Raw genomic sequence first — 22096 nt, forward strand, 5'->3', positions numbered from 1 at the left:
GGGCTCGCCGGCGTCGTGTCTCGAGAGGAAAGCGTCACCGGGGGCTCGGGCCGCTCCCCTCCCCCGGTGTCGGAGGCACGATCGAAAACGACTTGGGCAGAAAGACCAGTCATCCCCGCCCGCAAGATCTGTGACCGAATCGCTTCGGCCGAGGGAAGGCCGGGGACTCGTGTCTCACGATGGAGAAAGGGATGTCGCCAGACCCGGCTGGGGTGCATGCACGGGAGTCTTGCGCCATGATCTTGTCGCCGAGTCCGTCGAGCGGCGAGCTCCCCCGGAACCGGAGCGTACGACCGATCACCCGAACGTGATGGACGGTCGTATGCGGCGAGGTCGTCGAGAGCATCGCTGCGGCAGTACTCGAACCGGATCCGGTGGTGTACGTCCGAGTGATGAGGCAAGAGTCTGTAGCCGAGAATTCTGGTGAACGCTGATGACGTGTTCGTCCTTCCCCTCGGGGGCCTTCGCATCGGAGTGCACAGGAGGGAACACGCCGGCGGCGTCGACGGTGAAGTCCGAGTCGTGTGGGGAAGATGCGGGATCGGGTACCTCACGGCGTGATCGCGTCGGAATCCGGCAGCCGACACGTCGTGGACGCGGAGACCGCCTTCAAGGTCCTGCAGGCGATCGCTTCGGTGGCAAACTCCGTTCTGCGGTCACCGCGACAGCGGCGCACTGATCTCGGAGAACCCGGACCGCCGTATCCGGATCGTGTCCGCATTCGCTTCTTCTCCGTCAGCGAGCCGCATGCGAGCGGATCGGCCTGCCGTTCGGCTTCTTGAGCCGCACGCGAGCGGCAGCGAGCCTGCGTGCGTCGAAGGGATTCGGTGATCGTTCTTCGACGCCTTTCGACGCGCTCCTCGGCCGGCGCTTCGGTCCGGTTCTGGGAGCGGAAGATGTGCGATCTGCTGGATCGTGAGATGAGGCGCAGGGAGCGGAGGGTGTGTGAGGAGAAGGTCGTGCAGGATCATCGGGAATCACTCGGCCCGGATGAGAGGTGCCCGCCGGGACAGCTCCATGCATCCCGGACGAATCGATCATGAGACCACCGATCATCGGCCTGGTCAGAGACGACGATTCTGATCGTGGGTTTTCGTGGTGACACGTCGGAGCGTTCGGCGATCATGATGAGATGACCGCTATCCCGGCATCGACGCGGAACACGCTTGTTCATCGTCTCGACGCTCACGCTGAGAAACGATGGCCGCAGCTGACCGGAGTATCCGTGAACTGACGCGGGCAGTACGCCTACGTCGACATCACCGACCGGCACGGCGCCGCGATCCACGTGCTTCGTCTCCGCCAAGTCGAATACGTCAACCGGTGGGGCTTCTCGATCTATCGCGCGGACCACGACGACTATCAGCGAGTGCTCCTCCCCCGACGGATGGGGAGTCGGCACCCCGAAGACACCCGCGACGCCGCCTGCGTCCTGCATTTCGCCGACGACACCGCCGGGCGCTCATCAAGCCGACACGACCGACGAACATCGGGCCGTCGAGGCAAGCAGAAGGACTTCCGTCACTGGCCCTGACCCCCGCCTGATTTCGAGCGGCCGTCACCAGGAGTCGTCCCGGAATCCGACCTGTGCGAATCCGACCTGTGCCCAGACTCCGGTGAGCGGGGACCACCTGGAAACCGACCGGACGGCGCTGTGTGAGGAGAAAGCGTCGTCGGTGATCGCCCTGTTTTGAGAATCAGCGCGTCGACAAGCATCAGACCGCTGTCCGTTCTTGTCGTGACTCCCCTCTGGAGAGGAAGTCTCTGAGCCTCGCCCTCCCCAGCGATCAGCATCTCCGGGGAGTCGGCCGCCTTCACGCGACGGTCGGAAGGCCGACAGGCTTCGGTGACCGGACGGTCAGAAGGATCGGGGATCTCCCAGGAGGTCGTCGGCTTCCGGGGTTCCGCAGACGAGGGTGAGAGGTGAGAGATGACCGTCGTCCATCGTGCGGCTCTCGATCTGACGCAGCACGATTCTGACGGTGCTCCTCCGCCGGCTGACACGGACCGGGAGCACGAGTGAATCCGGCGGCGAAGCCTCCCGTCCCGACTCACCTGGGCTGGTTCGCCACGGCGTTCTGCACCGGGTCAGCGGACCGTGCGAAGACGTCGATCACGGGAATCATTCGTCGGGGTTTTCGTGGAACCCGGTGCTGCATCCGGCATCGCGTTTCCATGATGCTGCGGGGTCGGGTGACGGAATCGCGTGCATGGAGAGAACGACATCCGACCAGGCGGTGGCAGGGATCGAGGACTGACTCCACGGAGTGGGACGGGGTGGTCACGGACTCACCGGTTCCTCCGCTCTCCCGCGGTGAAGGACGGACTATGGCACGGATGCCCCATGTTTCACGCGAATGTTTCACGTGAATCAATCGGCGCCCGGCTTGGTCGTGAGTCGAGATCTCGTCGGTCGAGGTGCCCGAGAAGCACCGAGGCCGGGACCGGCATCACCCCGATGGTCACGGGAATCGACGACATCCGGCGAGCCCCTCCCCTCCTCCACTCGATGACGTCTCCACGTCGTGGTGTGATTCCCGACGTTCTGGTCCGACGGCTGCGCCGGTCGAGTCTTGCAAGAAACCGGAGCGAGTCGAAGTCACGCTCCTCGGGAGGACGAGCGAGGACAGGCGGTCGTCGGTGATGCGGGGGTGTCGACGACGGGCCCGGGATGCCGGTGGCGAGACTTCGAGTCGCCTTCTTCCTCGGTGACTCGAAGCCTCGCGGGTCGACCGCATCTCCTGGGCCGGGAGCGGGAGCGGATCGGGGGACGCCTCACTCACACCTCGCCTATGACCGTCGGCTCCGGGGATCGATCATCCCGACTTCGTCCATGATCGTCTGGGAAAGGCGGCCGTTCACCGTATCGGTCGCTTGACTCGTTCGATGATCTCTCAGGGCTGCTCGATGCTCCAGTGCCGTACGAATGCTCCAGTGCCGTCCGAATGCTGCGGCGCCGTCCGGCACTTCGATGTCCACGACGCCGATGAGAAGGTTGCGGTTCGGCTTCGTCACCGGGTTCCTCCCCTCCCCCGGCTCGACCGACGGCTGAAACTCGTCGGATGGACAGAGCGAGCGATCGATATGTCTGTCGGGCTCGGAGTCTGGTTTTCTTCCCGGCATCGATGGGTGGAGTGCGTGTGTCGAGTCGATGGCATGGTGTCCTGCTTCCTCCCTCGCGGGAAGGAGGGTTCCGGAAGTGTCTTGGGCGGGGTTCCGGAACCGCGTTGCATGCCGGGCTGGAGGTTCTCGTGGCAGTACTCGGAGGGGGCTTCGACTCGGCTCGTCACTGCGTTCCTCCCCGGCTCAGCCGACGAATGGACGACACGGATAGCAGGGACGACACGGATAGCAAGGACAGCATCGATAGCAGGGACAGCACGGATAGCACCGATAGCACCGATAGCAAGGACGGAGGCGGGGGTGGCCGGCTGCCGGATGGACAGGGATCGATGTCGAGACGTGGGCATGCGGCCGGCACGCGGAGGGACATGGTGCGGATCCGTCGGATAGCGAGATGTGGGCATGCGCCGGCTCTCGGACGAGTGAGTGCCGACGAGTGAGTGCCGAGGCGTGGGAGTGAACGCTCACCGGAGGGAGCAGGAGCCGGGGTGTGGCATGGTTCCGGCCGCCGGTCGGACCGAATGCCGAACGACTGTGGCAGACCACGGGACACCGGGGATCTCGGATGCTCGAGACTGCGTCCCCGCCGGATACGAGGTGTCACCGCGACGCTCACCCGGGTGATCGTCGGGCCGGTTGTTTCACGTGGAACAGCGAACGAGAGCGTCGTCGTATCCCCTTTCTTCCGACCGCCTCGGCCTGTGTTTCACGGGAAACACGATGAATTCGATCGCCGTGGTTCCACGTGGAACAGAGAACTGGGTATCCGTCGGCAGGGCGTGAAAGAGTAGAGGTCGACGAGAGGAGCATCGTGGTTGAGGCGACACAGGAACGAGAATCCAGGCCCGCGGTAGCGGACGAGATCTTCGGTGATCGACTGGACTCGGCCGACGAGTACGTGACGATCCTCAGCGAGGAAGGGGTGCTTCGGGGGCTCATCGGACCGAGCGAACCCGCTCGTCTGTGGTCGCGCCATGTGCTGAACAGTGCGGTACTCGGTGAGGCCATCGATCCCGATCTTCGCGTGGTGGACATCGGTAGCGGCGCGGGCTTTCCCGGGATTCCGCTCGCCATCGCGCGACCCGATCTCGACGTGGTTCTGGTGGAGCCCCTGCTTCGCCGTACCACATTCCTCGACGAGGTCGTCGAGCGACTATCCTTGAGTAACGTGTCCGTGGTTCGCGGGCGAGCTGAAGAGAAGCCGGTGATCGCAGTTGCGGGGGGTGCTGACGTGGTGACGTCTCGAGCGGTCGCGCCACTCGATCGACTCGCTCGTTGGTCCGCTCCGTTGATCCGAGTCGGTGGCCGGCTGGTCGCCCTGAAGGGTCGTTCGGCCGCGGACGAGATCACCGAACATGCGGCGGCGGCTTCTCGCGTGGGTCTCCGGGACCTCGCAGTGCATGAGGTGGGTGTCGGCCTGATCGATCCCCCCTCGATCGTTCTGACCGCGACCCGGGTCGAGACCGAGGATGACCGACGGGCTGCGAAGCGGGCTGCACGTCGTCAGAAGAGGAAGAGCTGACAAGTGGTGTCGTTCAAGCGCAGGGCGCACAATGTAAACGACGATCAAAGGAGCGCCGGAGTGTCGAAGCATGACATGGTGAACCCTCGCGGACCGGTTCCACGTGAAACGTCTCTGCCCGCGGACACGGGTCTCTTCGATCCGAATCCTGTGGACACCCCGATCGCCGCTGCGGCACACCGGGCGAGTCAGGTCCTGACGCCGGGGGCCACCGGAGTGCTGCCGCGGCCTCCGTCGCCGCGGATCATGACCGTGGCGAATCAGAAGGGCGGCGTCGGTAAGACGACCAGTGCCGTGAACATCGCCGCGGGTCTCGCGATCCACGGTCTCGGTGTGCTCGTCGTCGACCTCGATCCGCAGGGCAACGCGAGTACCGCGTTGGGCATCGATCATCGCAAGCCGGGCACCGCCTCCGTCTACGAGATGCTGCTCGACAACATCCCGCTGCGGGACGCCATTCAGCGCTCCCCCGCGAGCGAGCGACTCTTCTGCGTTCCCTCGACCCTCGACCTCGCCGGCGCTGAGATCGAACTCGTCTCGGTGGTCGCCCGCGAGAGCCGACTGCGGGCGGCGCTCACTCCGGAGACGCTCGCCGAGTACGGGATCGACTACGTCTTGATCGACTGCCCGCCGTCGCTCGGACTCCTCACCGTCAACGCGATGGTGGCGGCGAAGGAAGTCCTCATCCCGATCCAGTGCGAGTACTACGCACTGGAAGGCGTGGGTCAGCTGCTGCGCAACATCGACATGGTCAAGGCGCACCTGAATCGGGAGCTGGAAGTCACGACCATCCTTCTCACCATGTACGACGGTCGCACCAAACTGGCGGATCAGGTGGCGGCCGAGGTGCGTTCGCACTTCGGTGACAAGGTCCTCAAGACGATCATCCCGCGCAGTGTGAAGGTCTCCGAAGCACCCGGCTACGGCATGACGATCATCGATTACGACCCGGGTTCACGGGGTGCCATGAGCTATCTGGATGCGGCGCGGGAGCTCGCGCTGAAGGGTGCAAAGGAGGCCTACAGGTGAATCAGCGCGATTTCCAGAGAGAGAATCGACGAGGCGGCCTCGGCAGAGGACTGGCTGCGCTGATCCCCACCGGCCCGGTACTCATCCCGAACAGTCCGGTGGAGGACCCGCCCATCGGCAACTCCAAGAAACAACCCAGCCAGGGCATCAACACCACTCGGATGGGCAACACCGCGGCGGACGTTCTGCTGGGCGGCGGACCCACCGCCCCGGTGGCGACGCCGCCCGGTGTGAATCCGGTGGTCGACGAGGTGGGCGCGGTCTACCGGGAGATCTCACCGTGGGAGATCGAGCCGAACCCGCAGCAGCCTCGTACCGTGTTCGACGAGGAGGCGCTCTCCGAGCTGGAGCACTCCATCCGTGAGTTCGGTCTGATGCAGCCGATCGTCGTGCGGGAGCTCCCCTCCCCCAAGGGCCGCGTCCGCTATCAGCTCATCATGGGTGAACGCCGCTGGCGCGCTTCGTCGCGCGTCCAGCTCGACAAGATCCCGGCGATCGTCCGTCAGACCAGCGATTCGGATCTGCTGCGGGATGCCCTTCTGGAGAACATCCACCGTGCGCAACTGAATCCGCTCGAAGAGGCGGCGGCCTATCAGCAGTTGCTCGAAGAGTTCGATGTGACCCACGAGGAATTGGCGAACCGGCTCGGTCGTTCACGTCCGGTGATCACCAACATGATCCGGTTGCTCAAGCTGCCGATCCCGGTGCAGCGCCGGGTGGCCGCGGGGGTGCTGTCCGCCGGACATGCACGCGCGCTGCTGGCATTGGAAGCCGGCACCGATGCGCAGGAGGCACTGGCTGCGCGCATCGTCGCCGAAGGCATGTCGGTGCGCGCCACGGAAGAAGCCGTCACGCTCGCGAACCGCGAGAACGCTCCGGAGGAGAAGACGCCTGTCAGGCGCCGCCCTCCGGCCGAGGTCCCGGGGTTGAAGGAAGCCGCCGATCGGCTGGCCGACCGACTCGACACCAAGGTCACGGTGAGCATGTCGAAGCGTAAGGGCAAGGTGGTCATCGAGTTCGGTTCGGTCGACGATCTGGACCGCATCATCGGGGTCATCGCGGAACAACAGTGATTTTCGAGGATGCTCCCACCGGTACCGGACACACCGAGGGGAAACGTCACTGTGACACCGAGACGTCGGGCCCGGTGTGGATCGGAGTTCTCGACGACAAGGATGTACGACGACGATGAGTCTGACCGTGAGAGCTCTCGAGCTCGACGGCTTCGACGATCTCCCGTTGCATGTCCGTCGCTGTGTCTTCTGGGAGGTCGACCCCGATGTCGCGGGCGACAACACTCTCGACGCGGCGTTGACCGGATCGCCGACCGGATTCGAGAGCGAGTTCGATAAAGAGGCCTGGATCTCCGGGCTGCTTCTGGAATGGGGCAGTTGCTGTCAGATCGCCGTCGAGTCGACGACGGGCCGTATCGTCGGTTCGGCGTTCTACGCGCCGCCGGGCCGGGTTCCGCGAGCCAAGCGTTTTCCGACCGCACCGGTGAGCGCCGATGCGATCCTGCTGACCAAGGTCACCACCGAACCGGGTTTCGAGGACGCCGCTCCCCTGCTGCTGGATGCCGGTGATCGCCGACGTCGTGGGCCGTGGTGTGCGTGCGATCGAGGCGTTCGGCTACACGTCGTCGGATGCGGAGTTGGCGAGGGATCTGGTGTCGTTGATGCTCGGTGGCGGCATGTCGGGGAACGTCTGCGATGCGTGTCTGATGAAGACGGAGTTCCTCGAGGAGGCCGCATTCGAGGTGATCGCCCCGGATCAGTATCTGCCGCGACTCCGACTCGACCTGGACGAGGGCCTCGGCTGGAAGCAACAGGTGGAGCGGGCTCTGGAGAAACTGGTGATCGCCGAGAGCATGGCGCTGCAGGGAAGTTGCTGACATCCGACCGGTTCGCGGAGAGGGACCGCTTCGGCGACCCCCTTCGACGGCAGGTTCGCTGAACTCGCGGGCGGCTCAGGGAGCGGAGATGCGCGACGGCCGCGGTCCCGATGAGACCGCGGCCGTCGTCGTGCATCGTTCGACGACGATGACCTCACGAGGAATCAGTACGGAAGCTCTTCCGCCGCAAGCAGATCCGCGAACGTGTACGTTCCGGTCGGTCGGTCGTTCTGGCCCTGGAGGTACAGGCGTTTGACGGCGACGAGGATCGCCTCGGCGATCGTGTCGCGGTAGGCGGGCGTGCTCAGCAGCCGGGCATCCTCGGGGTTGGTCAGGTAGCCGGCCTCCAGGATCACCGCGGGCATGCGGGTCATCCGTAGCAGCGGCCAGGTCCGTTCGTGGACGCGGGCGTCGAGCAGCGGCGTCCGGGCGACCACCTCGCGCTGGATGTACCCGGCGAGGTTCCGGCCGATGGTCGAGTACGACCCGTGGTGATTGCCGAAGTAGAAGGTGGCGATGCCGTGGGCGCGGGTGTTGCGGTAGTGCGCCAGGCGCAACGCGATCACCAGATCCGCCTCGATCAGGTTCGCGGTGCGGGCGGTCTCCTCGTCGGTCGGCGCCGACGACCGGTCGTGCGAGAGCGTGGTGTTCATGCCGGCGGCCGCCATCCGACCCTCCAGCCGGGCGGCCAGATCCCACAGGATCGTCTTCTCGGACTCCGGGGCGTCGGCGCCGAACGGATCGATCAGGATGCGCTTGCCCGACAGCTGCGGGCCGGAGCGTCGTACGTGTTCCTCCTCACGGATGGCGTGCGGGGAACCGCCGGTCACGCGGGAACCGAGCCGGTTGAGCGAGAGCAGGGTCGCCGGACCGCAGATGCCGTCCGCGGCGAGACCGTACTCGGTCTGGTACAGACACACCGCCCGATGGGTGTCCTCGGCGAAGGTGCCGTCGACGAGGCCGTGATAGAAGCCGAGGTTCTGCAGTCGAGCCTGCAGCGTCGCGACGTCGTCACCGGTCATCGGCGCCGACAGCCGATAGGTGAGCACCCGACTGCCGAGGCGGTACGACGCCTCCCGGAGCGCCGCATACGTCGAACGGCCGGTGATGCCGTCGACGATCAGGCCGCGCTGCTGCTGAAAGGCACGAATCGCGGTGGCGCAGGCGTCGTCGTACACGTCGCCCGCACCCGCGGACTCGGGCAGGAACCCGAGACCGATGAGGATGCTGCGGACCTCGGCGACACCGGAGCCATGATCTCCCGGACGCAACGTTGCCATCTACTACCCGCTTTCTCGATGTACACCGACATCGCGCGATCTCCCGCGGGATTACCCGCTCCGGGCCATTCTCTCAGTTCTTCACCAGGTGCGACAAATGATCCGGGCCTTCCGTCCGTACCCGGCACGGAGAGGTGCGAGAGCGGACGGAGGGCCCGGATCGTCTGTCGGCGACGGCGGTGGGGTCCGCGGTCAGGCGTCGGTGCCGAGGACCGGTGCCAGTTCGCGCAGGATGAAGGTCTTCGACTTGGCGCCGCGGATGGTCTTGACCACCTCACCGCCGGAGAAGACCATCATCGTCGGGATGCTCATGATCTGGAAGTCCCCGGCGACTCCCGGGTTCTGGTCGATGTCGATCTTGGCGACGGTGAGCGCGTCGGCGTTGTCGCGGGCGATCTCGTCGAGCACCGGGGCGACCATCTTGCACGGGCCGCACCAGGGGGCCCAGAAGTCCACCAGGACGGGCTTGTCGGCCTCGAGTACCTCGGTCTGGAAAGTCGCGTCGGTGACGTCGACGGTGTGTTCACTCATGGGTCGCTCCTTAGATCGTGCGAGGGTGGGGGTCTTCAGGATTCCTGGGCGGCGAGCCAGCGCTCGGCGTCGATGGCCGCGCTGCAGCCGCTGCCGGCCGCGGTGATGGCCTGGCGGTAGGTGTGGTCGACCAGGTCGCCGCACGCGAAGACGCCGGGCAGGTTGGTGTAGGTGGATCGTCCCTCCACCTGGACGTAGCCGTCGTCGTCGACGGTGATCTGGCCGCGGACCAGTTCGCTGCGCGGGTCGTGGCCGATCGCGACGAACAGGCCGGTGGCCGCGAGCACGGTCTGCTCACCGGTGCGGGTGTCTTCGACGACGAGTTCGGTGACGCCCTTGTCGCCGCGGACCTCGGCGACGGTCGCACCGGTGCGGAACTCGATCTTCTCGTTCTCTCGGGCCCGCTCGAGCATGATCTTCGACGCGCGGAACTCGTCGCGGCGGTGGATCAGCGTCACCTTGCTCGCGAACTTGGTGAGGAAGGTGGCCTCCTCCATCGCGGAGTCGCCGCCGCCGACGACGACGATCTCCTGGTCCCGGAAGAAGAAGCCGTCGCACGTCGCGCAGGCCGAGACGCCGCGGCCCAGGAAGTCCTGTTCGCCGGGGACGTCGAGGTAGCGGGCGGCGGCGCCCATGGCGAGGATCACGGCGCGGGCGCGATGGACCTCACCGCCGACCTCGACCTCCTTCACCTCGCCTTCGAGGCGGAGGGCGTCGACCTCTTCGCTGCGCAGATCGGCGCCGAACCGGAGCGCCTGCTCACGCATCTCGTCCATCAGCTCGGGGCCCTGGATCCCGGCGCGGAATCCGGGGTAGTTCTCCACCTCGGTGGTGGTCATCAGGGCGCCGCCGAACGCCATGCCCTCGAAGACGAGCGGCTTCAGCTCGGCACGGGCGGCGTAGATCGCCGCGGTGTAGCCGGCCGGGCCGGAGCCCACGATGATCAGGTCGTGGATCGTCTTGTCGGTGTCGGTCATCAATCCTCCGTGGAACGGGTGTCGTCGGGCAGGCCGGTGCTGCCGAAATGCGTGTCGTCGGTGTTCAACACCAGCCTAGGGGCTGGTGTTCCCGAGCGCGCGCAGGAGGGCTCGCAGCCGATCCTCGGCGGCGGTCGGCAGATCGGCGGATTCGACCTCGGCGGCGGCGAGCCGGGCACGCAGGGCGGCGAGCCCGGCGAGGACCTCGCGGCCCCGCGGATCGTCCGAGAGCCGGCGGGAGACGTGTGCGGCGAGTTCCGGGGACAGGGCCCCGGCGTCGTACTCGGCGAGCAGATCGTCGTCGAAGGGCGGTTCGGGCGGATCCTCCGCACTCGTCTGCCGTGCATTCATGTCGGAAACACCTGACCCGGGCCGTCGTCGATGGAACCCCACACTACTCAGACGCGGCGAGACGGCGGTAGGTTCCTTGCGCGAGACGGTTTCATCCGTTCGGGTGAACGGCGGTGGAAGGTGGAGACGATGGACGACGATGTGCCGCAGCGCACGTGGCGGGCCCTCCGACCAGTGGGCCGGGGCCTGGTCGGAGGAGAGCTGCAGCTGACCGAGACGCACGTGGTGTTCGAGCCGAAGGGGCCCGGGGCCTCGGTCGACGGGCTCCGGTTCTCGATCGCGCTCAAGCACCTCGCCGCGGTCGGGATCGTGTCGGGGCGAGGCGGGTGGTTCACCCGGCGGATCGACCGGTTCTGCCTGACGTTGGGTGACGGCTCGCAGTGGGAGCTCATCGTCGACGATCTGTCCGATGCGGTGCAGACGATCCAGCACCGGCTGGCCGACCGGGCGTGATCCGTCTGCGGGGAACCCTCCGACCGGCGGCGACTACCGGAAGATGTGCTCGTAGGTGCCGATCAGCATCTCGGTGATGACGTCGTGGATCGCCTCGACGGTGAACAGGTCGGGGCCGGCATCGGGGCTGATCGGTGCGACGGCCGCGGTCTGCCAGTCGACGAGCAACTGGGTGATCGCGCCGACGAGACCGATCGCGGCGAGTCGTCGGCGGGGTGTCGCGGTGTCGCCCGCATTGCCGGAGAAGCTGAGGATCAGGTCGGCCCACTGGTGGATGGCGCCGATCCGCAGCTGTTCGAGCGCGGGGCTCACCCCGACCACCTCGATGAGGATCACGCGCGCCTGCCGAGGGTCGACGGTCAGCGTGCGCAGGAAGCCGCCGAACGCGTGTCGCGCGAGTTCGGGGATGTGCTCCTCGCTGATCGCTCCGCCGGCCGCGACCTCCGGGAACCGCGTCAGGTAACCGAGTGCCGCCGCGGTGGTGGCGTGCTGCAGCTGGGCCACGCAGTGGCGGTAGACGGCGTCGAGCAGGGCCTCGCGGTCGGAGAACGACTCGTAGAAGTAGCGCTGGGTGAGTCCGGCCTGGTCGCAGATCCGCTTGACTGCGACGTTCGGGTATCCCTCGGTGCCGAAGAGTTCCAGACCCGCTTCGATCAGAGCGGCCCGGCGCTGTTCTCGTCGTTCCTGGGCGCTCACACCGCCGTAGACCCGCTCCTTCTCCTGTACCACGACTTCAGTCTAGGCGCCGGACCGATCCGGGGAGGTCCTGGACCTTTCGTAATCTGACACGCTATAGTGTCAGAACTGATCCAGTGACGATCGTCTCTCGGGAGTGACCATGCTCGACTTCTTGCCCCTCGCGATGCGCGAACCCACCGTGCTCGCCATCCCCTTCTTCGCGCTGATGCTCGGTCTGGAGTTCTTCGCCGCCGCGAAACTCGAAGACGCGGACGAGGACGGCCGTGCCCCGAAGGGCTCCTACTACGGCAAGGACACCAAGGCCTCGCTCTGGATGGGCATCGTCTCCATCGGCACCTCGGCCCTGGGCAAGTTCATCGCGCTGTTCGGTTACGTCGCGATCTTCACCTATGTCTCGCCGTGGCAGCTGCCCGTCACCGCCTGGTACACCTGGGTGATCGGTTTCATCGGTCTCGACTTCCTCTTCTACTGGGAGCATCGGACCGCACACCGGGTTCGACTGGTCTGGGCCACGCATCAGGCGCATCACTCGAGCGAGTACTTCAACTTCGCGACCGCGCTGCGGCAGAAGTGGAACAACTCCATGAGCATGATCATGTGGACGCCGCTGGTGTTCCTCGGCGTTCCGCCCGCCGTCGTCTTCGCCTGCTACTCGCTGAACCTGATCTACCAGTTCTGGATCCACACCGAGCGCATCGACAAGATGTGGCGGCCGTTCGAGTTCGTGATGAACACGCCGTCGCACCACCGCGTGCATCACGGCAGCGACCCGGAGTACCTGGACAAGAACTACGCGGGCACCTTCATCATCTGGGACCGCATGTTCGGCAGCTTCCAGGCCGAGCTCTTCCGCCCGAACTACGGCCTCACCAAGCCGGTCGGCACCTACAACATCTGGAAGCTGCAGACCCACGAGTACGTCAACCTCGCGCACGACGTCGCCGGCGCTCCCCGTCTCCGCGACAAGCTCGGCTACGTCTTCGGCCCGCCCGGGTGGGCCCCGGAGTCGGTGAAGGCCCGGCGCGCCCAGGACCAGGCCGCCGCGTAGAGGGCGTCCTCCGAGGTACGACGACGGGCGCGAGCCCGTCGTCGTACGGCTGCGTACGCTCAGTCGTCATGGACGCATGGCGGGCGGTGGAACGGCGCCGCGGTCGAAAGCTGTGGCTGGGCGGGACGGTGTTGGCGGTCGTCGCCGTGGCGGCCCTGGTGGCGGTGTTCCTCGCTGACCATCTCGCGCCGATCGAGACCGCTGTGATAACCGCTGTGGCGGTCTTCCTCCTGGTGATCGTGGCGACCAACGGGATGCTCGACAGCGCGTTGCCGCTACCGGATGCGCTGCGTCGTACGGTGGTCGTCGACGATGCGCGCGTGGTCATCACGCATCGTCGGGCACGCTCGGTGGTCTTCATGATGCCGATGACCGTGTCCATGATCGTTCTGGTCGCGGTCATGGTCGCCGTGCGATCCCCCGTGTACGTCCTGGTGATCGGGGTCTTCGGCATCGCGGCCCTGCTCGACTCCGCCCTGTCCGCCTTCCGTTGCGTGATCTCCGAGGGAACCGTCGTCCTCGAGACCGATCACGCGGGAGTGGTCGTGCGCCGAGAGCGCGCGGAACACATCGAATCCCTGTCGATCGTGGAGAAGAACTCGCTGGAACTGTGGGTGCGGGGCGATTGCTCTCGCACATGGCGGATCTTCGGGCGGCAGGGGCGGGCCCATCGATCGGACCGGTTCACGGTTCCGTTCGGCGCCTTCGGTGGTATTCCGCTGGCCGACGTCGCGGAGATGATCGAGACTCACGCCGGCACCGAGATCCGCGTCTGAAGGGCGACGGGGCGGGGCCTCTCTCGGATACGCGCGGTCCCCTCGCCGGTGAGGGAACCGCGCCCGAGCGCGCTACGGGCCGGTGAACGTCACCCGGGAGATCACTCCCTGATACGTCCCCTGCTCGTCGTCCGCCAGTTCGGTGATCCACACCACCAGGTACTCCGTCTTCACCGGTTCGGCCAGTTTGAGCCTGGTGGTGGCCTTGTTCACGACGCCGACGCCGACTCGGGAGGTGGCGTCGATACCGGTCACCTCGTCGTCGGAGGTGCGGATCTCCACCTTCATCCCCGGTAGCGGCGTCCTGATCTGCACACCGGACACGGTGGACCCCTTCGGGAGCTGGAACACCAGGCCGAGGCCGTCGCGCAGGCCGCCGAAATTACCGCTGGTGCCCTGGTACTGGGAGGTGCGCCAGTGGGGTTCGGCCCCCGAGATCAGGTTCGGGAGGTTCTGCACGGCATTGGTGTCCGGGTCCGTGATCGGGTCGTAGAGAGTCACGCCGAGAGGCTTGATCGGCTTGGGCTGGGCGGACGACGCCGCGGGATCGGCCGGTGCCGAGGTGGGCGCTCCGCTGACGAAGGACTCGAGGTCGTGATCCTCCGGCGTGCTGAACGGGTTCGCGAGCCACAGCACGAGCGCGAGGACCACGAACATCAGGAACACCCCGGTGCCCACCAGCAATGCGCCGTTGCGTTTGCCCGCGGAGCCTTCGCCGAGCACGCGTTCCTTGCGGGTGCGGCTGATCGGTGCGACGGAGATCGGCGTCTCGTCGACGACCCTGGGGATCACGTCGGTCGCGAGGTCGACGACGGTCGCCTGGTCCAGGACGTGCTGGACGGTGCCCGCGGTGCGGAGGGCGTTGCCGCCCTCCAGGGCGCGGGTGGCGACCGTGGAGATCTCGAACGGGATCTGCGGCTTCACCTTCAGCGGCGCGACGGGCCGACCCGGATGTTCGGGGTCCGGGGCGGCGGGCGGCAGGCCGCCGACCGGGCCCTGCTGGGCCTGGGCGGTGGTCACCTCTCGGCCGGTCGGACCGTCCAGCGGCCACGTGCCCAGGAGCAGCGCGTAGAGCACCGCGCCGAGGCCGCGGACGTCGGATGCGCGGTCGTGACCGGCGAACACGGCGGGGAAGGCGAGCACGGCGTGGCCGTCGCGGCTGATGCGGATCCGGTCCGGGTGATCGATCGAGAGGGCGGCTCCGGCCCGGTGGGCGGCCTCGGCTCCCGCCGCGAGCGTTCGTACGGCCCGTGCCGCACCGGCGGCCGACGGCGCGGTCTCGGCCACGTCGGCCAGGGAGGATCCCGGCACCCATCCGGTCACGATGATGCCGCCGGACGCCGAACGCACGACGTCGAGGATCCGCGCGACACCGGCGGTGTGCAGCTGGCCGAGGCGGCGCGTGCGGTTCAGGATCGCCTGCGGGCCGTCCGGGTTGGTGTCGTGGTCTTCGGGCCGATACGGCGGCGCCTGCTGCTCGGGATCGACGAAGGTGAGGCCGACGTCGCGATTCAGCTGGGTGTCGCGGCCCTTCCAGAACTGCATCCCGCGGTTGCCGCCGCACCGGTCGAGCAGGCGGTAGCGGCCGCCGGCGACGACCGCGCCCGGGACCAGGGAGGGCCCGCGCGTGGTGTTCGCCGCGGGCGTCTGCACCGCGGCGGCAGATCCCGAGGGAGTGGCATTGTCGTCGGTCGTCGACGTGTCCGACGACGATGCGGTCGACGGCTCGTGCCCCGAGGACTCCTGCGCGGAGGCATCGGGTGCGACGACGGAGGTCGCTGCGGCATCGTCGGAGGCCGTCGTGTCGGGTGCCTCGACGGTGGCTTCCGGAGCATCCGTTTTCTCGGCCTGCGCGGCGTCGGCCGGGGGCGTTCCGGGCGCGGGCTCGCCGGGACCGGGAGGCATCGGCGACTGCGGCGAGCGATGGGCCCGGGTCGCCGTCTGCGACGGCATGTTCGCCGGTCGGCGGGCCGGTTGCGGCCCACGGCGCGGGCCGCGGATCGGATCGGGTCCGATCCGGGGCAGCACCATCGTCTCGCCTGCGGCGCCGCCGCTGGCGATCGAGTAGTGCTGCCACGTCGCCGATCCGTGGTCGAAGCGTCGTCGCACCTCGACCTGACCCGAGTACGGGACGGCCTCGTCGGAGCCGATCCGCGGGAACTGGACGGTCATGGTGGTGGAGATGTCGTCCAGCGCGGAACCGGTCCGGACGTCGTCGGCGGGCGCCAGTCTCGGGATGAAGCGTCCGACCAGGCGCATCACGGAGTTGCTGATGCTCACCATGTCGGGGATCCGGAGCGCGGTGAGCATCAGGTAGATCACCGCGAGCACCACGATGCCGGTGATCGCGAGGTACGCCAACGAACCGATCTTGCCCGCCTGCGTCGCCATCCGATCGAGGTGGGTCAGGCGGGCGATCCCCCAGACCGCACCGGCGACGGCGAGGGACACCCCCATCGTCAGCGCGGAGGTGCGGACCACGTCGCGCATGCGGCCGCGGTCGAGCGCCCGGTACAGCAGGATCTGGCCGACGACTGCGCCGACCAGATAGCCGAGCCCGTTCGCGAGGGACAGCCAGCGGACGATCAGGTCGGGGTCGTCGAACAGGATCGGACCGAGGTACGACGCCGCCACCTTGACGATCGTGATGCCGAGCACCATGAACGTCGGCGTCCAGGCGTCCTCGCGGGCGTAGAACACGCGCAGCTGGACCAGGGTCATCGCGTACGGGATCAGCGTGAACGCGCCCCAGGACAGGACCGAACCGAGCTGGGCGGCATCTCCGGCGCTGTAGTCGCCGAAGTTGAAGATCGCGATGCCGATCGCCGGTCCGAAGAAGGTCATGAACGCGACGGTGGGCACCAGCGCGAGCATGGTCAGGCGGGTGGCCAGCGACATGTCGTCGATCACGGCCTCGCGGTCCTGTGCGGCCGCGTTCCGGGAGAGCCGCGGCATGATCGCGGTGAGGATGGTGACGCCGAGGACGCCGTACGGCAGCTGGAGCAGCTGCCACGACGTCGCGTAGGCCGCGATGCCGCCCGCGGTGGCCGCCGCGGCGATCCGGTAGGTGATCACCAGACCCACCTGCAGGATCAGCACGTACATGATGATCGCGACACCCATGTTGCCGAAGCGGCGCAGGCGGGCGTCGATCCCCCACTTCAGGCGGAGTCTGATCCCGGCTTTGCGCAGGTACGGCAGCAGGACTGCGGCCTGCACCACCACGCCGAGTGTGGTGCCGACGCCCAGGACCAGGAGCTTGGGATCGCTCATCTGGACCGGATTGAGCGTGATCTCGCCGGGCATCGCCCAGAACAGGACGAGGGTGGCGATCTGGATGACGTTGTTCAGCACCGGGGCCCACGCACCGGGTTTGAAGACGTTCTTCACGTTCAGGATCGCCATGAACAACGCCGACAGCCCGTAGAACAGGATCTCCGGGAGCAGCAGATAGGCGAGCCCGGTGACCAGCGGTCTGTCGACCTTGCCCTCACCGACGTTCAGCGCGGTGAGCAGCGGTGCGGCGACCACCGCGGCCACGGTGGCGACACCGAGGATCAGCACCGTCAACGTGTATATGCGGTTGATGAAGTCCTGGCCGCCGTCGTCGTCCTCGGCCTCGGCCCTGACCAGCACCGGGATGACGATGGCGGTGAGCACCGCGCCCAGCACCACTTCGGCGATCATGTTCGGCAGCACGTAGGCGGCCTGGAACGCGGAGGCGAGCCCGGCGCCGAGCATGCCGAGCACCATGACGGTGCGGACGAAGCCCGTGATGCGGCTGATCAGGGTGGCGATCGCGATGGAGCCGCTGGTCTTCATCACCGAGGAGTCGGAGTCGTCGACGTCGTCCTCCTCGACGGCGTCGACCTTCTTGCTCTCGGTGCTCGTGAGCAGCGCGGTGGCGGACGCCTGAGCGGTGTCGGGGCGCTGCGGTACCGGGCCCGGTCGCGGACCGGGAATCGGGCCCGGCCGCGGTGCGAGACCTGGTCCGGGCCTCGGCGCGGGACCGGTGATCGGCCGCAGCGGGAGCATCCGGGCCGGGCCGGGGCCCCGCCGCCGGGCCCGGGCGCGGAGGAGCCTCGGGGCTCGGGCGCGGGCCGACGAGAGGTCCGGGAGCCGGTCGGGGTCCGCCGGGCCGCACGCCGGGCCGGGCCGGGCCCGGGCGCGGAGCACCCGCCCGGACGGGCGGGCCGCTCCGAGGTTCGTCACGTGGAGGTCCCTCGCGCGGGGTCTCGACACGCGGGGTCTTGACGCGCGGGGGTTCGACGGCGGGGGGCTCGTTTCGCGGAGCCTCGTCGGGCGTCGAGGAAGAGGAGACGGTCTCCGAGGCGGCGGCCTCCGGATCGACGGTCTCTCGGTCGACGGTCTCTCGGTCGACGGTCTCCGGGGCGTCGGCGGATGCGGCATCGCCGGAGGAGGCATCGGGTGACGACTCCTCGGGCGACGGATCGTCGTTCGAGGAGTCGTTCTGATGCGGCTCGATCAGCCGGGTGGCGTCGAGATCGGCGTCGTGCGCGTCGTCGGGGTCGATGACGGGCACGGTGCGGCCCCCGGCCACTTCGCCCGCGGTGGCGCGCTGCGCGTCCTCGTGGCGGCCTGGATTCGGTGGATCGTGCCGGGCGGGGTGCGCCTGCGGCGGATCCGGGCGCTCGTGACGATCGCTCATGAGTCCTCCCCCTCGCGGGTCCGGTTCGCCTCGGCGGGGCCGGGATCTGGGTGCGGTCTGGTTTCTGGGTCGTGGTCGGGCTCGCCGGCCGAGTCGCCCCCGCGGGGTGCGTCGGCGCGTGCGGTTCCGATGTCTCCGGACCCGGCGGGCCCTGCGGACCGGGGGCTCTCCGGCCCGACGGGGTCGGACGCGTCCGTCGGTACCGGATCAGGATAGGGCGCTTCGACGTGTTCCTCACGCGCCAGGTCGACTCGGCGGGCGTACGGCGTCGACGCCGCCTGCCGGATCACCTCCTCACCGGGCTCGGGGCGATCCTGGTCGGCGCGGTCCGGCTGGCCGCGGAAGCGGTGCCAGAGTCGTCGTGCCGTCAGCAGCACCAGTGCGATCGCCGCCGCGATGGTGATCCAGAACAGCGGTTTGCCGTAGGCGTTCGAGTAGATCGAGAGGGTGACCGGTTCGCTCAGGGCGACGCCCGTCGACGTGGCCAGGGCGATCTTCACCGTCGCACGTTCGGAGGTGGACGCGTGCGTCGGGATCTGGATCTGCCGGGTGCCCATCGGCGGGATCTCCTGGACGCCGACGTCGCCGACGTTCAACGCGTCCGGAGCGTCGATCTCCAGGCGGACGCGGACCGGCAGCGAGAGGTCGTTCCGCACCACGAGGAGCAGCGGGCTGCGTTCGGAGGCCAGCGTGTACCGTCCGCCCGGGTCGAGCAGCGAGACCGACTGCTGCATGTGATCGAGCGTCGAGGTCACCGCACCCAGTCGTGCCGTCCGCAGGTCCTTGGTCTGGGGGAAGTCCTGCCCCTCCGGTGTCGCGACGGCGCGCAGGGCGTCCTCGTTGAGCGGCGCGAGATAGCCCTGCGGCGTGGTGATCATGTCGCGGGAGCTCACGAGCGCGGCCTGGAGCTGCGAGGTCCGGGCCAGATTGGTCCGGATGGTGCGGGCTTCGGCGGACGAGAGCGGGAGCCCCTGCGCCACCAGCGGCTGGATGTCGCCGGGGGTGGCCAGCGGGGTGGTCTGGTCGGCGTTCGGCAGCGCGTCGGTGAGATCGCGCAGAGGCAGGGCCCGAGCGGTGCCCGCATCGATGAGCAGCCGGGCGGTGTCGAGCAGCGCCTGGGCGTCGTCGACCGTCGGAGACCAGTAGGTGGGCGGCATGATGAACGCGCTGCGCCCGGTCACGGCACTGCCGACCGCGCCCGCGGTCTCGGTCTGGGCGGGCACGGTCACCATCGAATAGGCCAGGGCCGCGACCGCGGACTGGCGTCGACTCACCGCGGACTCGTAGCGCAGATCGGGCTGCTGCCAACTCGGGATGATCGACGGCACCACGGGTCGGGTGCCCGTGGCGCCCAGGGCGGCGGTCACGGGGGCGTCGTAGGTCTGCAGGGCCACCGGACCGGACCGGTAGCGACCCTCGGCGGTGGTGACGGGCGGTTCGATCGACGACGAGGCGACCGCCGCCGCGGTGTGCCCGTTCTCGGTCAGCAGAGTGCGGCCGTTTTCCGTCAGGGTGCCGATCGCGGGGATGGTCAGGCCGCGCTGCGACTCCACGCCGAGCATGCCGTCGACCAGGTCGGCGGAGCCGTCGAGCGCGAACGCGGTGGTCGCCTCGTCGTCGATCCGGTGCAGCGAATCGAGTCCGGCCTGGGCGAACGGCAGCGCCGTGATGCAGAGGTCCTTGGCCACGCTCTGGAGTTTCGCCATCCAGGCGCGGGCCGTGTGCTGACCGGTGCCGACGGTGGTCGACGACCTCGGGTCGTTCGCGGCATCGGTGACCCCGTAGCCGAGCGTCATGCCGTGGACGGTCACCAGCAGGTCCGGATCCACCGCGACGCACAGGCTGCTGCGGACGCGCTTGTCCGCGCCGTCCCCGGTGAGGCGTTCCAGCACGGTGAGCTGCCGCCCCAGGCGTCCCTCGGGTTTCAGGGATTCGGCGAGCCGGTCGCTGAGCAGTCGGACCGGTTCGGTCTTGCCGCCGAGGACACCCGGAGCGAGCTGCGGAGAGGCGGCCAGCGGCCAGATCATCGTGAACGACGCCGGGGCCGAATCGTCGGCGGCGAGCGAACCGTCCTGACGCAGACGCGACTCGCCGACCTCCCACGCCGGGTCGGGGGCGTCGGCGGTCCGCCGGGAGTCGGCGGGCAACGACAGCACGGGCAGCAGGGTGCGCGACTCCGCGACCTGCACGGTGCCGCCCGACTCGGGGATGCCGACCGCGCTGATCTGCAGCGGGTACACGCCGGTGGCCTCGATCTTCAGCCCGTCCGGACCGCTGATCGGCACCTCGAGGGAGAACCCGGTGGAGGTGCCGGGGTCGATCCTGGTGCCGATGCGGTCCGGCGGACTCCCCGTCGGGAACGCCGTGTCCGGTGCCATCAGCGAGGTGCGCAGGCCGACGGCGGTGCGTACCCGGTCGCCGATCCGCAGGCTCACCTGAAGGTCGCTCAGCGGCCGGTCGAAGACGTTCGTGAGGCGCCCGGCGACCCGGACGGTGTCGCCGCCGGCGGCGGTGACGGTGGACGGCGTCAGCTCGGTGAGGGTGAGTTCGGCGTAGTTCGATTCCAGGGCGCGTGCCGGGCCCGTCGTCGGAGCGACCCCGAGTCCGAGGATCAGCGCGATCGCGGCGAGGAGCGATCCCAGGACGACGAGCGGACGGACCGAGTGAAAGCGACGCCGTCGCGGATCAGGTCGCACCGTCGGTCCGAGCTGCTGCGCCGCCCCGGCGCGGTCGGCGGCGGCGTCGTCGAGGCTTCGCGGTCGGCGGCTCGTTACGACGCTGGTTGCGGGCGGCTGCGGCTTTCTCATAGTCGTTCGGCTCGGTGCGGTTGGCCTCGGCTTCGGACCGGGCCAGGCGGACGGGATCGTTGCGGAGTTCGGCGATCACCGCCTCGGCGGTGCGGGCGAGACGTCGTTCGTCAGAGTACGTGAGACGACGCGGCAACTCCGTCAACGGCACCCATGCGACGGCGCTGACCTCGTAGTCGGCGTCCGAGAGCGCTCCGCCGGTGTAGCGCAGGAGGAAATGGTGGACCGTCTTGTGGATCCGACGGCCCTCGCTGACGAACCAGTAGTCGATCTTCCCGAGCGGTGCGACGACGCTGCCCGTGATGCCGGTCTCCTCCGAGATCTCCCGGATCGCGGTCTGCTCGGCGGTCTCCCCGGTCTCGATGTGCCCCTTCGGGAGCGACCACATCATCCGGCCCCGCCGGTCGATCCGGCCGATCAGCACGGCCTTGAGCTGGTCGTAGGGCTCGTCGAGGTTGGTCAGGACGAGTCCGCCCGCGGACGTCTCCCGGACGGTGCGCAGGCGTTGCCCGTTCGGGGTCTGGTGGGCGGTCTGCTTGGTTCCGGCCGCGGCGTTGCCCGGCGTACGACGCCGGGTCTGCGGCATCGCCGCGGGGGTGCCCGCCTCGCGTCCGCGCTGCGGTTTGACCAGGTCCGACGGCTTCGGGCCGGACTCGGTCTCGGCCGTTCCGCCCTGCTCGGCGGTGGGTTTCGCGGTCGGGGACGAGGCGGTGTTCTGCGCGTTCTGCTGAGGTGCGCCGCCCTTGCCGCGCCGCCGGCCGCGTCGTCGGCCGCGCCGCCGCCGGGGGCGCGGACTCTGCGGGTCGCCAGAGGCCGGACCGTCGTTCACGACGTCCGGTCGGCTCACCGGGGACTCAGCAGACACACCACGACTCTATCCGTTTGTTACCGGCTGTTAGCTCAGGCTGTCACCGGGGACGTGCCGACGCGTCGGTAGGCT

16 protein-coding genes are annotated in these 22096 nt (G+C 68.3%); 7 read left to right on the top strand and 9 right to left on the bottom strand.

Translation table 11 applies throughout. The features are described 5' to 3' along the window. Positions 1-2790 precede the first annotated feature (2790 nt). Positions 2791-3015 (bottom strand): hypothetical protein, encoded by a 225-nt coding sequence (locus QM809_RS04280; RefSeq protein WP_415044577.1) that lies wholly within the window; start codon positions 3013-3015, stop codon positions 2791-2793. Between the two features lie 919 nt (positions 3016-3934). Here QM809_RS04280 and rsmG point away from each other — a divergent pair. The 4 genes from rsmG (at position 3935) to QM809_RS04300 (ending at position 7565) form a co-directional block, all read left to right on the top strand. Further along, complete coding sequence (gene rsmG / locus QM809_RS04285) at positions 3935-4645, top strand: 16S rRNA (guanine(527)-N(7))-methyltransferase RsmG (RefSeq protein WP_415044578.1); 711 nt, start codon at positions 3935-3937, stop codon at positions 4643-4645. A 75-nt stretch (positions 4646-4720) separates the two neighbouring features. Then, positions 4721-5674 (top strand): AAA family ATPase, encoded by a 954-nt coding sequence (locus QM809_RS04290; protein WP_415047007.1) that lies wholly within the window; start codon positions 4721-4723, stop codon positions 5672-5674. After that, positions 5671-6747 (top strand): ParB/RepB/Spo0J family partition protein, encoded by a 1077-nt coding sequence (locus QM809_RS04295; protein ID WP_415044579.1) that lies wholly within the window; start codon positions 5671-5673, stop codon positions 6745-6747. The genes QM809_RS04290 and QM809_RS04295 overlap by 4 nt, the downstream gene beginning before the upstream one ends. A 500-nt stretch (positions 6748-7247) precedes the next feature. Beyond that, entirely contained in the window at positions 7248-7565 is a 318-nt protein-coding gene (locus tag QM809_RS04300; RefSeq protein WP_415044580.1) for a hypothetical protein, read from the top strand. A gap of 164 nt (positions 7566-7729) precedes the next feature. Here the strand turns inward: QM809_RS04300 and QM809_RS04305 are convergent, their stop codons facing one another. The 4 genes from QM809_RS04305 to QM809_RS04320 all read right to left on the bottom strand — a co-directional run bounded on the left by QM809_RS04305 (position 7730) and on the right by QM809_RS04320 (position 10704). Continuing rightward, positions 7730-8845 (bottom strand): peptidoglycan-binding protein, encoded by a 1116-nt coding sequence (locus tag QM809_RS04305; protein WP_415044581.1) that lies wholly within the window; start codon positions 8843-8845, stop codon positions 7730-7732. A gap of 192 nt (positions 8846-9037) precedes the next feature. Beyond that, positions 9038-9376: a thioredoxin gene (trxA, locus tag QM809_RS04310; RefSeq protein ID WP_415044582.1), complete on the bottom strand. Its 339-nt coding sequence runs from the start codon at positions 9374-9376 to the stop codon at positions 9038-9040. Between the two features lie 35 nt (positions 9377-9411). After that, positions 9412-10353, bottom strand: a complete 942-nt coding sequence (gene trxB, locus QM809_RS04315) for a thioredoxin-disulfide reductase (RefSeq protein WP_415044583.1) — start codon at positions 10351-10353, stop codon at positions 9412-9414. 75 nt (positions 10354-10428) lie between these two features. Then, positions 10429-10704, bottom strand: coding sequence for a hypothetical protein (locus tag QM809_RS04320; protein ID WP_415044584.1), 276 nt, complete (start codon positions 10702-10704; stop codon positions 10429-10431). A gap of 129 nt (positions 10705-10833) precedes the next feature. Between QM809_RS04320 and QM809_RS04325 the strand changes: the two genes are divergently transcribed. Beyond that, entirely contained in the window at positions 10834-11157 is a 324-nt protein-coding gene (locus QM809_RS04325) for a hypothetical protein (RefSeq protein WP_415044585.1), read from the top strand. A gap of 33 nt (positions 11158-11190) precedes the next feature. Here the strand turns inward: QM809_RS04325 and QM809_RS04330 are convergent, their stop codons facing one another. Beyond that, positions 11191-11886, bottom strand: coding sequence for a TetR/AcrR family transcriptional regulator (locus tag QM809_RS04330; protein ID WP_415044586.1), 696 nt, complete (start codon positions 11884-11886; stop codon positions 11191-11193). Between the two features lie 109 nt (positions 11887-11995). On the opposite strand from QM809_RS04330, the gene QM809_RS04335 reads away from it, so the two are divergent. Together QM809_RS04335 and QM809_RS04340 are read left to right on the top strand one after the other, a co-directional pair. Continuing rightward, positions 11996-12904, top strand: a complete 909-nt coding sequence (locus tag QM809_RS04335; RefSeq protein WP_415044587.1) for a sterol desaturase family protein — start codon at positions 11996-11998, stop codon at positions 12902-12904. 68 nt (positions 12905-12972) lie between these two features. Next, complete coding sequence (locus tag QM809_RS04340; RefSeq protein ID WP_415044588.1) at positions 12973-13680, top strand: hypothetical protein; 708 nt, start codon at positions 12973-12975, stop codon at positions 13678-13680. A gap of 72 nt (positions 13681-13752) precedes the next feature. Here the strand turns inward: QM809_RS04340 and murJ are convergent, their stop codons facing one another. The 3 genes from murJ to QM809_RS04355 form a co-directional block, all read right to left on the bottom strand. Beyond that, positions 13753-17715 carry a murein biosynthesis integral membrane protein MurJ gene (murJ, locus tag QM809_RS04345; protein ID WP_415047008.1) on the bottom strand — a complete coding sequence of 1321 codons (3963 nt, stop codon included), beginning with the start codon at positions 17713-17715 and terminating at the stop codon, positions 13753-13755. Between the two features lie 630 nt (positions 17716-18345). Then, positions 18346-21045 carry a DUF6049 family protein gene (locus QM809_RS04350; protein WP_415047009.1) on the bottom strand — a complete coding sequence of 900 codons (2700 nt, stop codon included), beginning with the start codon at positions 21043-21045 and terminating at the stop codon, positions 18346-18348. Further along, positions 21035-22021: an NUDIX hydrolase gene (locus QM809_RS04355; RefSeq protein WP_415044589.1), complete on the bottom strand. Its 987-nt coding sequence runs from the start codon at positions 22019-22021 to the stop codon at positions 21035-21037. Before QM809_RS04355 ends, QM809_RS04350 begins: the two co-directional genes overlap by 11 nt. Between the last annotated feature and the right edge of the window lie 75 nt (positions 22022-22096).

Origin of the sequence: Gordonia sp. (in: high G+C Gram-positive bacteria), assembly GCF_047600385.1 — a bacterium.
GTDB lineage: Bacteria > Actinomycetota > Actinomycetes > Mycobacteriales > Mycobacteriaceae > Gordonia.

Excerpts from the sequence above, each read along its gene's own strand:
- QM809_RS04290 (WP_415047007.1), top strand. The coding sequence starts at position 4,721 with ATGGTGAACCCTCGCGGACCGGTTCCACGTGAAACGTCTCTGCCCGCG.
- QM809_RS04300 (WP_415044580.1), top strand. The coding sequence starts at position 7,248 with ATGCCGGTGATCGCCGACGTCGTGGGCCGTGGTGTGCGTGCGATCGAG.
- QM809_RS04305 (WP_415044581.1), bottom strand. The coding sequence starts at position 8,845 with ATGGCAACGTTGCGTCCGGGAGATCATGGCTCCGGTGTCGCCGAGGTC.
- trxA (WP_415044582.1), bottom strand. The coding sequence starts at position 9,376 with ATGAGTGAACACACCGTCGACGTCACCGACGCGACTTTCCAGACCGAG.
- trxB (WP_415044583.1), bottom strand. The coding sequence starts at position 10,353 with ATGACCGACACCGACAAGACGATCCACGACCTGATCATCGTGGGCTCC.
- QM809_RS04320 (WP_415044584.1), bottom strand. The coding sequence starts at position 10,704 with ATGAATGCACGGCAGACGAGTGCGGAGGATCCGCCCGAACCGCCCTTC.
- QM809_RS04325 (WP_415044585.1), top strand. The coding sequence starts at position 10,834 with ATGGACGACGATGTGCCGCAGCGCACGTGGCGGGCCCTCCGACCAGTG.
- QM809_RS04335 (WP_415044587.1), top strand. The coding sequence starts at position 11,996 with ATGCTCGACTTCTTGCCCCTCGCGATGCGCGAACCCACCGTGCTCGCC.
- QM809_RS04340 (WP_415044588.1), top strand. The coding sequence starts at position 12,973 with ATGGACGCATGGCGGGCGGTGGAACGGCGCCGCGGTCGAAAGCTGTGG.
- murJ (WP_415047008.1), bottom strand. The coding sequence starts at position 17,715 with ATGCTCCCGCTGCGGCCGATCACCGGTCCCGCGCCGAGGCCCGGACCA.